The following is a 12,031-nucleotide window of genomic DNA, read 5'->3' on the forward strand; positions in this document are numbered from 1 at the left end:
AATCGGTGCGTGGCCTATGGGCGCTGGTATGGTTACTATTGTTCCGACCGACGCCAAGGGTAGGCTTTCATGGTTGGCGTGTATTTCTGTTGAGGATATTCGGGGCGAAAATAGGATCAAATTGTGAGGTTTACCCAAGCTGCCGAATTTGGGCTCCGTGGAATCTTACGATGAACGACTTCAGCGTTCTTTCTGACGATGTTGATTGTTATTGTCAAGCGCCTATTAAATTGGGGATCCATTCGAGAGTTTCCCAATACTCATATCTATGTTCTGCGAGTCATGATTATGAAGTCCTGCCAATGACCATGATTTTAGGCCCGATTACAATCGGCGATTATGCTTGGGTGTGCGCTGATGTTTATGTCGGCCTTGGGGTGACCATTGGTGAGGGGGCGGTTGTCGGATCAAGGTCGTCTGTATACAAGGATGTTAAACCTTGGTCGGTTGTTGCCGGGAATCCTGTTCGATTCATTCGTAAAAGAATTGTACGACCGGACCGCCCAATGAAAGAACCGCCCCCGACTATTCAAATACGGAAAAGCCGAAAAGAAAAATAAAGTGTCTCTCGGCAACTCTGGGAAAATGCTCGGAAAATGAAAGTTTTAATTACGGGTGGCTCTGGATTTATTGGTACTAATCTTGTCCAACACTTTTTAAGGGTGGGTTATGAAGTATTGAGTGTCGATGTTTCTCCCCCAAGGATCAAAGAACACAAAAATCTATTTAAAAATGTAAGCATTCTTGATTTAGAAAAATTGTGCGTTGTGATTCTTGAGTATAAACCGACCCATATTGTTCATTTGGCCGCGAGAGCTGACCTTGATGAGAAAAAAGACATCCGAGGTTATGAAGTTAACATCAAAGGGGTCGAGAATCTTATTGCTGCGATGCGAAAAGCGAAATGCACCCAACGTTGCATCTTTGCATCGACAAAATTGGTGATCCCGAATGGAGAAACTCCGAAAAATGAATTGGATTATCGACCTGACAGTCTTTACGGGCAAAGCAAAGTAATTGGCGAAAAGATCGTTCGGGCCGAAGCGGAAACTGATTTTGAATGGTGCATCATTCGCCCCTCGTCTATCTGGGGGCCCTGGTCCGACGCGAGCTATAATCCTTATGGGCGTTTTTTCAAGACGGTTGCCGGTGGTTATTATTTTCATCCCGGAAATTTAGACCCCCCGCGTTCTTATGGGTATGTGGGCAACGCGGCTTACCAAATTCAAAAACTACTAGAAGCTCCAGTTGAAAAAATCCACAAGAAGACTTTCTATTTGGCAGATTATGAAAATTATCATATCCGCCAATGGGCAAATACCATTTCTATGAAATCGAGAGGTCGCAGAGTGAAGACTGTACCGATGTTTTTGGTGCGTCTGGCGGCCGTAACAGGAGATTTATTAAAGCTATTGGGAGTGAAAAATCCACCGATCACTTCCTTTCGTTTGAAAAATATGATGGCTAATACTGCCACTCTTCCGTTGGATGCAATTAAAGAACTGACGGGTCAATTGCCTTTTTCAATAGATGAGGGGGTTGATGAGACCGTTAAGTGGCTTAAGCGATATGGGAGATGAAAATACTTCTCCTCTATCAGTTTTATTACCCGGATGATGTGGCTGGTGCCCAGCAATTCACGGGTCTGGGGGCGGGGCTAGTCCAACGGGGTTTTGAGGTGGAAGTTTGGCCCTCCAACCGGAGTTGCCACCGAAGGGCTGAAAAATACCCCGCCAAACCAGAAGTCATTGAAGGCGTGAAGATCAGGCGCATTTGGCGGCCCAATTTCAACCAACACCGATTTCTCGGTCGGATCTTCAACGCGCTTTGGATGGAAAAGGCCTGGCTCTGGCGGGCACTCTTCACACAGGCCCCGGATGTTGTCATTCTCGGCACAGACCCTATTTTTGCCGTCCTTCTTGCCCCATTCCTCAAGCTCCGCTGGCCCAAAATCAAGCTCATCCATTGGTGTTTTGACCTTTACCCGGATTACGCAGTGGCCGAGGGTATGGTCTCGGAAAAGGGTTTTGTCGTGGGTCTTCTGGAGAGGGTCCTGAAACCCGCTTACCGTGCCTTCGACCTGGTGGCCGACCTGGGACCCTGCATGAGGGAACGATTGGCTCGATATCCGATCCGTAAATTCGTGACGTTGAGTCCTTGGGCCTTGGAGGAGCCGAAGGACCCATTGCCCATCGATAAGGAAGAGAGACGGGCCCTTTTTGGAGAGGCTTCATTGGGCCTTCTTTATTCGGGCAATCTGAGCCGGCCCCATGAATTCGAATCGACCGTTGCGTTGGCCCGGAAACTGAAGGTGAAAGCTGCGCTTGTTTTCAGTGCCAGGGGACAACGGGTCGGGGATCTGATGGCCTTGGTCACGGCGGAAGATACCAATATCCATTCCGTCCCGTTCGCTCCCGCCGATCGCTTGAAGGCCAGGCTCTCCGCCCCCGACATCCATGTGGTTTCCCTGAAATCTTCCTATACAGGGGTGGCGGTCCCTTCCAAATTTTTCGGGGCCCTGGCGGCTGGACGGCCCATCCTTTTCGAGGGCGATGAAACTTCTTCCATTGCCCGTTGGGTCCGGGAATATGGTCTGGGTTGGGTGTTGACGCCTGGCCATGTGGACGAGTTAGCGGAGGGTCTTATGGCCTTCGCGGCCGATGAAACGCGGAAACAGCAACTTTTCCGTCATTGCCACCAGGTCTACCAGGAGAGGTTCTCCAAGAAGGCCGTCGTGGACGGCTGGGAAAGGGAACTCAAGGAAATGATGAGTGGAGAGTCAGGAGTGAGAAGTTGATCCGTCGGTAGACGACGGCCGGGTGAGAAGGGTTTTCCCGGTGAATTCCGCGCCCTTTTTTAGATTCAATGAGGCGGTTGGTCCTTGGGGACGGTGGGTGTTAGGATGGCCCCGCGAAAGGGACCTATGAAGACCCAAAAACATCCTAAAAGAGCCTTTATTACCGGGGTCACCGGGCAGGATGGGTCCTGGCTCGCGGACCTCTTGTTGGAAAAGGGTTATGAAGTCCACGGTATGGTCCGTCGGTCTTCTTCCTTTAATACGGCCCGGGTGGACCACATCTACCAGGACCCTCACGAAACGAAACGTAGGTTCTTCCTCCATTACGGCGACCTGACCGACTCCTCCGGACTTTTCAAACTTCTAAAACAGATCGAACCTGCTGAGATCTACAACCTGGGCGCCCAAAGCCACGTCCGCGTCTCCTTCGACCAGCCCGAATACACCGGCGAAGTGACCGGGTTGGGGACCATCAAACTCCTGGAGGCCATGCGGGCGGCCTGCCCCCAAGCCCGCTTTTACCAGGCGAGCAGTTCGGAGCTTTACGGGGGCCTGGACTGTCCCAAGAAGGGCTACAACGAAGAGAGCCCCTTCTATCCTCGCAGTCCTTATGGGGTCGCCAAGCTTTATTCCTTTTGGGCGGCCAAGAACTACCGGGAGGCCTACGGGCTCCACATCTCCAACGGGATCCTTTTCAATCACGAGAGCGAGCGCCGGGGCGAGACCTTCGTCACCCGCAAGGTGACCCGGGCGGTGGGTCGGATCAAGTTGGGGCTTCAAAAGGAACTGTTCCTGGGGAACCTGGAAGCCAAAAGGGACTGGGGGGACGCCAAGGAATTCGTCCGGGCCATGTGGTCGATGCTCCAAAGGCCGAAGGGGGACGATTTCGTGGTCGCCACCGGCGAAAGCCATTCCATCAAGGAACTCTTGGAAGTGGCCTTCGACTACGCGGGTCTTTCCTGGAAAAAGCACGTCAAATTCGACCCGCGTTATCTGCGGCCGACGGAGGTGGATTTCCTAAGGGGGGACGCTTCCAAGGCCCGCCGGCTTTTGGGCTGGCGCCACCAAACCCCGTTCGAGGCCCTCATCCGCCGGATGGTGGACCACGATGTTGAGCTAGCCCGGCGGGAAAAGAAGAGAGATTCCTGAAATGAAGCTGTTCATCGCCGGGCACAAGGGGATGGTGGGGTCGGCTCTAGTGCGCCGGTTCCAAGGGGAACCTGGGGTCGAACTGGTCCTGCGGGAGCGGAAGGAACTGGACCTCCTGGGCCAGGATGAGACCCTGGCCTTCCTTAAAAAGGAGAAGCCGGACGCGGTCATCGTGGCCGCCGCCAAGGTCGGCGGGATCCTGGCCAATTCGACCTACCCGGCCGAGTTCCTTTTCCGGAACCTGGCCATTGCCTCCAACTGCATCGACGGGGCCTTCGTGGCTGGGGTCCGACGGCTCCTGTTCCTTGGTTCTTCCTGCATTTACCCGAAAATGGCCCCCCAACCCATGCCGGAGGATTGTCTTTTGACCGGGCCCCTCGAACCCACCAATGAGGCCTACGCCATCGCCAAGATCGCCGGGCTCAAGCTTTGCCAGGCATTCCGCAAACAACACGGCGTTCTCTACCACTCGGCCATGCCCACCAACCTTTACGGCCCCGGGGACAATTACGACCTGCAAAATTCCCATGTCCTCCCGGCCTTGATCCGCAGGTTCCATGAGGCGAAAGAGGCGGGAAAGGCCGAGGTGACCCTTTGGGGGACCGGGTCCCCGAAGCGTGAGTTCCTCCATGTGGACGACCTGGCCGATGCCTGCGCTTTTCTCTTGGGGCTCAAGGATCCGCCGGATTGGGTGAATGTCGGCACCGGGACCGATGTTTCCATCAAGGAATTGGCCGGAAAGGTCGCGGAGGTGACGGGTTATCGCGGTTCGGTGAAATGGGACAGTTCGAAACCCAATGGGACCCCGAGGAAGCTCTTGGATGTTTCCAAATTGAATGGTTTGGGATGGGGCGCGAAGATCCGATTGGAAGAAGGATTACGGCGCACCTATTCGGATTTTTTGAGGGAAAAGGCTTCCGGACAATTGAGGGGTTAGTGGAACGGATCTTCAGGGCTTTTCGCCATCCCATTTTGTTTCTTTTGGTCTTTGCCCCTTGTCCGAATTGGGCGGGTGACCGGTTTTTGATCACAATCGGCGGTCTCGCGGCCTGGCCCGGTATGAGCATGCCCTCCGGGGCGGATCATGGATGGGGTATGGGAGCTTCGGCGATGTACCGGGGAGACGGCCCTTTCTCCATCGGATTGGACGGTGGGATGGTGGAATTCATCGCGCCGACAGGGAAGCAGGACCTCAAGACGGTTTGGTTGGACTTGATCGGCCGGGCTTGTCCTTTCCCCAGGGGTTTTTGGGGGGAACCCTATTTTCAGATGGGCATGGGGGTGTCACCCTATATCGGTGGTGTTTTTGAGAATTATTGGCCGGATTACGCGGCCCAAGAATTTGGCTGGAAGACGGATCCAGGGACCGTTTATTTCACCCAACAGGTCGCTGTGGGAACCGTCTTTTCCTTAGCCAACGATCTTGGACTTGATACCGGTCTTCAGTACGACCTTTTTGGCCCTCCCTGGCAGGGTCCTTTGTCCACTTTTGGATTCAGGGCCGGGATGGTTTGGTCCTTTTCGTTAGGCCCCTCTTGATTCTCCCTCCTTGCAATCGTTCTTTGAGATGGTTTTTCCTTCTTTTCTTCATGTTTTTTTTCGTGGGCCAGGGGCTCTTCTATTGGTGTCTGGTCACCTCGACGATTGCTTCAGATAAAGTCGAAGCGGTATTGGTCTATACAGGCGAACCGGAAAGAGTGGGAGTTGGTTTTCGTCATGCCACTATGGACGAAGCAACGCTTTTAGTGACGTCAGGTTGGGATCTGGACGAGGCAAGGCTCCGAAAAACGGTTCCAAAACGGGCTGGGTTCAGGATCCTGACCGAGACCAAGGCTAGGACCACCGACCAGAACGCCCGATACCTCAAGCCCATGTTGAAAGAGGCGGGGGTGAAGACCGCCGAATTGGTCCTTCCTTGGTACCACCTGCCCCGGGCTTATTTCCTGACCCGGCTCTATTTCCTGGGCACGGGGATCCAGGTCATTCCGGTCGCTGATCCTCCGGCGCCGCCGGGTTGGTGGCGCCATTCGGTCATCTGGGTCGAATATGTGAAGCTGTGGGGAAGCTTGGCCCGGGTGGGTTTGGCTTGCTTGGGCATAGAGAACTGGCCGGCCCCGCAGATCGTCCCTACGAGACCATCGTAGGGACGAACCGTGAACGGATGAACGGCGCCAGGCCCCCAAAGGACGGCCCAAAGCCTTTTACCACGGAGACACGGAGAACTCGGAGAAGACTTCACGCCGGCCATCCCGCAAGGGCGTAGCCCTTGGTCCTTCGGACCTGGGGCCGATACAAGGGCCAGCGGGAAAGCGACCGCCTTCCCCCTGGCCCCTGATCGACCCCCGGAGGGATGGCCTGCCTCAAGACTCCATCTGTGTTCATCCCCTTCATCGGTGGCTATCCGAGGTTCGCCTTTGTTACTCTTGCTTTCACCCTGAGCGCCCGCAGGGAGTCGAATGGGCTCCGTACCTCCGAGGCTCCGTGGTGAGGACTCTGCTTCGAGCGGCTTGGTGAACTTGGTGAGCCCCGAAGGGGCTTGGTGGTGAAAAAGACGCACGCTGTCTCATCCCTCGGTGGTAAGGGCTTTCCCCTTTCTGGCTCAATGGTAAAGCCACTGGCCAGATGCTAAGGTGAGGGCCACCAAGCACCTGGAGACCACCCTTGACGAGGACTTCGCCTGGATCGGGCCGGATCGACTACCTGGATTCCATGCGGGGCCTGGCCGCGCTCCAAGTCTTCATTTCCCATTTCCTGCACATACACCCCGCTTTCGATGGGCCCGGTTCGAGGGCCGACCTGCCCGAGGGGGTCGTGAAATGGATGGCCTATTCCCCCCTGCACCTTTTCTGGTCGGGAGGGGAAGCGGTCCTGTTCTTTTTCGTCCTCAGCGGTTTCGTCCTGTCCTTGCCCTTCTTCGAGGACCGGGCCGTTCCCGTCCTGTCCTTCGTGATCCGGAGGATCTTCCGCATTTATTGGCCCTATCTGGCGGTGACCCTCATTTCCACCCTTCTGCTTCGATGGAGCCTTCCCCTCCATCCCCTGGAGGGGCTGAGCGAGGAATGGAGCGGGAAGTGGGGCCGCGCGGTGGATGGACCGGAATATCTCCGGTTGATCCTCATGCGGGGGGATTTCACCAACCTGAATTCGCCCGCCTGGTCCCTGGTCTACGAGATCCGGATCTCGGTCCTCATCCCCTTGATCTGCTGGGTCGTTCGGCGGGCCCATCCGGGGTGGTTCCTGGGCGGAGTGGTCCTTTTCTTTTTTTCCGTTTACCACCTCCAGGAACCCCATCTCATGAAGGTGTCCGCCACGATCAACTACGGCCTTTATTTTTTCATGGGCTCTTGGATCGCCAAGGAACGGGCCGGCCTGGTGGCCCTGGTGGACAAGTGGGGCCGCTGGGGGAAGATCGCCTTGCTGGTCTTGGCCCTGAACCTTTATGTATTGGCCTGGGAATTCCCGGGTCTTTATGGCCTTTTGGGCACGCCGAACCCCATGATCCACCTGACGGACCTTTTGACGGGCCTGGCCGCGGGCGCCTTGATCGTCCTGGCGTTGTCCTCCGAACGGATGCAGGCTTTCCTTCTGCACAGGCCGCTCCTGTGGCTGGGCCGGGTCTCCTATAGCTTCTACCTGATCCACCTGGTCATCCTGCTTTCGGCGGTCTATTTCCTCCCCCATTCCTGGAACCTTTGGGTCCGGGCATCGCTGGGCGGACTGGCGACCCTCTTTTTGGCCGAATGCAGTCACCGCTATTTGGAGGTCCCGTCCAATCGGTGGGGGAAGCGGCTGGCGGCGAAGGTCGGTTAGGAAACAAGACCTGGAACCGGGGATGGACAGGCTGTTCACCACGGAGAACTCGGAGAATGGCTGAGGCATTCACCGCGAAGAAGCGAAGGGGCGAATACCGGTCAGCACCATAACCTGGAACCGTGGAAGGATGAGCTGTTCACCACAGAGGGCACAGAGAGCACGGAGAAGTCTTCAAGGCGGCTATCCCGCAAGGGCGTAGCCCTTGGTCCTTCGGACCTGGGGCCGATACAAGGGCCAGAGGGAAAGCGACCGCCTTCCCCCTGGCCCCTGATCGACCCCCGGAGGGATGGCCTGCCTCAAGACTCCATCTGTGTTCATCCCCTTCATCGGTGGCTATCCGAGGTTCGCCTTTGTTGCTCTTCGGTTTCACCCTGAGCGACCGCAGGGAGTCGAATGGGCTCCGTACCTCACCATAACCTGGAACCGTGGAAGGCAGGCCGTTCACGGCGTAATTGACGAAATATAGTATAAATACTATAATTCCTTCATGCTTCCATTCGGCACCTGCGTCCTCCTCTGGAGGAACCACCTCCACCTCAGCCAAAAGGCCCTGGCCCAAAAGGCCGGGATGCCCCAACCCAACCTCTCGGACATCGAGCGGGGGGAAAGGGAAGTATCCCTGCGCACGCTCCGGGCCCTGGCCCAGGCCTTGGGCATCCGTCCGGGGATCCTGGCCGACGGGATCGGACCGGTGGAGAAGGCCCCGCCCCTGTCGCGGGAGCGCCTGGAAAAGGTGGCCGATTCGGTGGTGAAGGGCACCGCCCCCGCCGCCCGGGACGCCCAGCTGGCGGCCCAATTGGTCCCCCTGGTGCGGCCCCGTCTCGCGGCCTCCGGGAACAAGAAGGCGCCGGGACGGTCCTCGGAGCGCCGGGCGCGGCAGGCATGGCTGCGCTTGGCGGCCTCCCATGACGGCCGGGAGATCCAGAGCCTGGCCGAGCGGATCGCGGAAAAGGCGGGGCGGCCATGAACCCCAAACAGGTGGACCGCTTCTTCAAGGGCCTGGCCAGGGATTTCCGGCGGGAGGCGGTCGTCTATTTGACCGGGGCGGCGGCAGGGTCCCTGATGGGCAATGTGCGGCCGAGCCTGGACATCGACTTCGGGGTCCAGGCGCCCGGCGGCGGGGCCGCCTGGGCCGAGCTGGAAAAGGCCATCGACCGCAACAAGCTCCTGACCGGACTGGCCGTCAATTACGGCGAGGACATCGACCGTTGGGGCCAGATCACCCTGCTGGATTATCAAAGGCACGCCAAGCCCTACAAGAAATTCGGGAAACTGGACGTGCGCGTCCTGGCTCCGGCCTATTGGTCCATCGGCAAGATGACCCGGTTCCTGGAACCCGATGTCCGGGACATGGCCGCGGTCTTCAAGGCCCAAAAGGTGCCCGCCCTGGACCTGGTCCGGATCTGGGGAAGGGCGGTCAAGGCCAGCCCTCGCTCGGCGGCCCAGTTCCAGTTCGCCCGTCAGGTGGAACATTTCCTCTCGGCCGAAGGCCCGGGGATCTGGGGGGGAAAGTTCGACTTGGAGGGGACCTTGAAGGCGTTCCGCAAAAGCGCCGGGATCCGCTGAGGCTGCCACCGCAAGGCAAGGCTTTCACCACGGAGACACGGAGAACGGCTGAGGCTGAACCTCGAACCGTGGAAGGATAGGCTGTTCACCACGGAGGGCACTGAGAGCACGGAGAAGTCTTCAAGGCGGCCATCCCACAGGGGCAAAGCCCCTGGCCCTTTGGGCCCTGGCGCCGATGCGAAGGGTCGGGAAAGTCTTCGCTTTCCCGGACCCTCCGATCGGCTCCAGGACGGGATGGCCTTGAGCGTCCACTTCGATCGGCTTGGTGGTGAAAGACGGATGCTGTCTCCGTACCTCCGAGGCTCCGTGGTGAGGACTCTGTTTCGGACGGCTTGGTGACCTTAGTGAGCCTCGCAGGGGCTTGGTGGTGAAAGGGTGCACGCTGTCCCCGTACCTCCGTGGTAAGGCCTTGGCGGCGAAGATTCGTTGCCGTGGATTTTTCCGGCCCCCCGAATTATCCTGACCTTACCTTGTACAAACTCCTCAAACCCATCCTCTTCCGCCTGGATCCCGAGACCGCCCATCATGGGGCCTTGGGAGCCCTCGGTCTTCTGGAGCCCTTCCTGCCCCTTGGCGGCGCCTTTTGGCGGGTCCGGGACCCCCGGTTGGAACGGAAGGTCCTCGGCCTCAAGTTCCCCAACCCCATCGGCCTGGCCGCCGGGCTCGACAAGAAGGGGGAACGGGTCCTTTCCTGGGAAAGGCTGGGCTTCGGTTTCGCCGAACTGGGCACCTTCACCGCCAAGGCCCAGCCGGGCAATGACCTCCCCCGTGTCTTCCGCTATCCCGCCCAACGGGCCCTCATCAACCGGATGGGATTCCCCAACCCCGGCGCGAGGGTGGTGGCCCAAAAACTCAAGGTCTTGAAGGCCCGGGGGAAGTGGCCCTTAAGCCCGGTGGGGATCAATATCGGGAAGAGCAAGGCGGCGCCCTTGGAAGGCGCGGCGGAGGATTACCTGGAATCCCTGGAAGCCCTTCTCCCCGTTTCCGATTACATCGCCGTCAACGTCAGCTCGCCCAACACGCCGGGCCTGCGCAAGCTCCAGGACGCCAAGCCCTTGAAGAAACTTTTGACCGCCCTGGTCCGGCGGGCGGGGAAGACCCCGGTGCTTTTGAAGCTGGCCCCGGACCTGGAGGCGCGTCCCTTGAAGGAAGCGGTCTCCACGGCCCTTGCGGCCGGCTGCCGGGGATTGATCGCCACCAACACCACCCTTTCCCGCCAGGGCCTGCCCGCGGGAACTTACCCGGAAGGGGGACTTTCGGGCGCCCCCTTGCGGGAACGCTCCACCCAGGTCTTGGCGGCCATTTCCCAAATGACCCGGGGCCGGGTGCCCCTGGTGGCCGCGGGCGGGGTCTTTACCCCGGAGGATGTCCGTCGAAAGATGGAGGCGGGTGCGTCGCTGGTCCAGGTCTATACGGGCTTTATTTATGAGGGGCCGGGCCTGCCGGCGCGGCTTTGCCGGGGACTATTAAAGGATGGATCTACCGCCAAGACGCTAAGGCCTTTCACCACGGAGACACGGAGAACACGGAGAACGGCTGAGGCTGAACCTCGAACCGTGGAAGGATAGGCTGTTCACCACGGAGGGCACAAAGGACGGCGAAGGCTTTTCACCACGGAGACACGGAGAGCACGGAGAAGTCTTCAAGTCAGCCATCCCGCAAGGGCGTAGCCCTTGGTCCTTCGGACCTGGGGCCGATACAAGGGCCAGAGGGAAAGCGACCGCCTTCCCCCTGGCCCCTGATCGGCTCCGGGACGGGATGGCCTTGAGGCCTTACTTCGAACGGTTTAGTGACCTTGGTGAGCCCCGAAGGGGTTTGGGGGTGATCATACGTTCTGAGAAGGGTTCCTTCTTCGATCCTCACTCTGGGACCTCTGTGACCTCTGTGGTTCGAGGGGTGGTCTTGGTGAGCTTCGTGGTTCATCAGGGTGTTTTCTTCGGAAGGTCGGCTTAAAAGGAAAGGGCGGGAAAGATGACGAAAACAAAAGGGATCCAGGGTTACTTTCTTTCGTTCCGCGTCTTGGCGGTGATGGCGGTCGGGATGGCCGGATGCGTGCCCTATCCCCGGATCATTTCCCCGGGCCATTCGGGGGGCGGCGGCGGGGCCGCCACGGGCAAGACCGAATACACCAAACCGGAGGATTATAAGAACCTGGGGGCGGACGCCTGGAAGGGCGAGATGGAGGGGATTGCGTCCTGGTACGGGGCGGATTTCAACGGCCGCCTCACCGCCAACGGCGAGGTCTATGACATGTACAAGATGACCGCCGCCCACAAGACGCTCCCTCTGGGGACCGTCGTCCGGGTCACCAACGAGGACAACGGCATGAGCTGCGAGGTGCGGGTCAACGACCGGGGCCCCTACGTGAAGGGGCGCATCATCGACCTGTCCCGCACGGCGGGCCGGGCCATCGGGATGAGGGATGCGGGCACCGCCCGGGTCAAACTGGAAGTGGTCCGCTGGCCGACGAAGAAATAAGGGCAAGGCTTTTACCACGGGTCGCTTCGCGACGCACGAAAGGCACCAAGGACGGCGAAGGCCTTTTACCACGGAGACACGGAGAGCACCAAGGACGGCCAAGGCTGTTCACCACGGAGGGCACAGAGAGCACGGAGAAGTCTTCAAGTCAGCCATCCCGCAAGGGCGTAGCCCTTGGTCCTTCGGACCTGGGGCCGATACAAGGGCCAGAGGGAAAGCGACCGCCTT

General features: G+C 58.5%; 11 protein-coding genes. All 11 read left to right on the forward strand.

Going from position 1 to position 12,031, the window contains the following annotated elements; genetic code table 11:
- Nucleotides 1-170: 170 nt before the first annotated feature.
- The 11 genes from VHE12_07620 (at nucleotide 171) to VHE12_07670 (ending at nucleotide 11,803) form a co-directional block, all read left to right on the forward strand.
- Nucleotides 171-560 (forward strand): hypothetical protein, encoded by a 390-nt coding sequence (locus VHE12_07620; GenBank protein ID HVZ80653.1) that lies wholly within the window; start codon nucleotides 171-173, stop codon nucleotides 558-560.
- Nucleotides 561-596: 36 nt separating this feature from the next.
- On the forward strand, nucleotides 597-1,580 hold the full coding sequence (locus tag VHE12_07625) for an NAD(P)-dependent oxidoreductase (protein ID HVZ80654.1): 984 nt from the start codon (nucleotides 597-599) through the stop codon (nucleotides 1,578-1,580).
- Nucleotides 1,577-2,797, forward strand: a complete 1,221-nt coding sequence (locus tag VHE12_07630) for a glycosyltransferase family 4 protein (protein HVZ80655.1) — start codon at nucleotides 1,577-1,579, stop codon at nucleotides 2,795-2,797. The genes VHE12_07625 and VHE12_07630 overlap by 4 nt, the downstream gene beginning before the upstream one ends.
- Nucleotides 2,798-2,923: 126 nt before the next feature.
- On the forward strand, nucleotides 2,924-3,946 hold the full coding sequence (gene gmd, locus VHE12_07635; protein HVZ80656.1) for a GDP-mannose 4,6-dehydratase: 1,023 nt from the start codon (nucleotides 2,924-2,926) through the stop codon (nucleotides 3,944-3,946).
- Between the two features lies 1 nt (nucleotide 3,947).
- The gene (locus VHE12_07640; GenBank protein ID HVZ80657.1) at nucleotides 3,948-4,883 is read left to right on the forward strand and encodes a GDP-L-fucose synthase; all 936 of its coding nucleotides are present in this window, start codon (nucleotides 3,948-3,950) and stop codon (nucleotides 4,881-4,883) included.
- A gap of 652 nt (nucleotides 4,884-5,535) precedes the next feature.
- The gene (locus tag VHE12_07645) at nucleotides 5,536-6,090 is read left to right on the forward strand and encodes a YdcF family protein (protein ID HVZ80658.1); all 555 of its coding nucleotides are present in this window, start codon (nucleotides 5,536-5,538) and stop codon (nucleotides 6,088-6,090) included.
- 517 nt (nucleotides 6,091-6,607) lie between these two features.
- A complete protein-coding gene (locus tag VHE12_07650) occupies nucleotides 6,608-7,756 on the forward strand; it encodes an acyltransferase (GenBank protein HVZ80659.1) in 1,149 nt (382 codons plus the stop codon).
- 490 nt (nucleotides 7,757-8,246) lie between these two features.
- The gene (locus VHE12_07655; protein HVZ80660.1) at nucleotides 8,247-8,726 is read left to right on the forward strand and encodes a helix-turn-helix transcriptional regulator; all 480 of its coding nucleotides are present in this window, start codon (nucleotides 8,247-8,249) and stop codon (nucleotides 8,724-8,726) included.
- Nucleotides 8,723-9,325: a hypothetical protein gene (locus VHE12_07660; GenBank protein ID HVZ80661.1), complete on the forward strand. Its 603-nt coding sequence runs from the start codon at nucleotides 8,723-8,725 to the stop codon at nucleotides 9,323-9,325. Before VHE12_07655 ends, VHE12_07660 begins: the two co-directional genes overlap by 4 nt.
- 470 nt (nucleotides 9,326-9,795) lie before the next feature.
- Nucleotides 9,796-10,893 (forward strand): quinone-dependent dihydroorotate dehydrogenase, encoded by a 1,098-nt coding sequence (locus VHE12_07665; protein HVZ80662.1) that lies wholly within the window; start codon nucleotides 9,796-9,798, stop codon nucleotides 10,891-10,893.
- A 403-nt stretch (nucleotides 10,894-11,296) separates the two neighbouring features.
- Nucleotides 11,297-11,803: a septal ring lytic transglycosylase RlpA family protein gene (locus VHE12_07670; GenBank protein HVZ80663.1), complete on the forward strand. Its 507-nt coding sequence runs from the start codon at nucleotides 11,297-11,299 to the stop codon at nucleotides 11,801-11,803.
- Nucleotides 11,804-12,031 lie beyond the last annotated feature (228 nt).

Source organism: bacterium, from assembly GCA_035549195.1.
Lineage (GTDB): Bacteria > Oederibacteriota > Muellerivitia > Muellerivitales > Muellerivitaceae > DASZRK01.

Coding starts and splice junctions, on each gene's coding strand:
- VHE12_07620 (HVZ80653.1), top strand. CDS start 171: ATGAACGACTTCAGCGTTCTTTCTGACGATGTTGATTGTTATTGTCAA.
- VHE12_07625 (HVZ80654.1), top strand. CDS start 597: ATGAAAGTTTTAATTACGGGTGGCTCTGGATTTATTGGTACTAATCTT.
- VHE12_07630 (HVZ80655.1), top strand. CDS start 1,577: ATGAAAATACTTCTCCTCTATCAGTTTTATTACCCGGATGATGTGGCT.
- gmd (HVZ80656.1), top strand. CDS start 2,924: ATGAAGACCCAAAAACATCCTAAAAGAGCCTTTATTACCGGGGTCACC.
- VHE12_07640 (HVZ80657.1), top strand. CDS start 3,948: ATGAAGCTGTTCATCGCCGGGCACAAGGGGATGGTGGGGTCGGCTCTA.
- VHE12_07645 (HVZ80658.1), top strand. CDS start 5,536: ATGTTTTTTTTCGTGGGCCAGGGGCTCTTCTATTGGTGTCTGGTCACC.
- VHE12_07655 (HVZ80660.1), top strand. CDS start 8,247: ATGCTTCCATTCGGCACCTGCGTCCTCCTCTGGAGGAACCACCTCCAC.
- VHE12_07660 (HVZ80661.1), top strand. CDS start 8,723: ATGAACCCCAAACAGGTGGACCGCTTCTTCAAGGGCCTGGCCAGGGAT.
- VHE12_07670 (HVZ80663.1), top strand. CDS start 11,297: ATGACGAAAACAAAAGGGATCCAGGGTTACTTTCTTTCGTTCCGCGTC.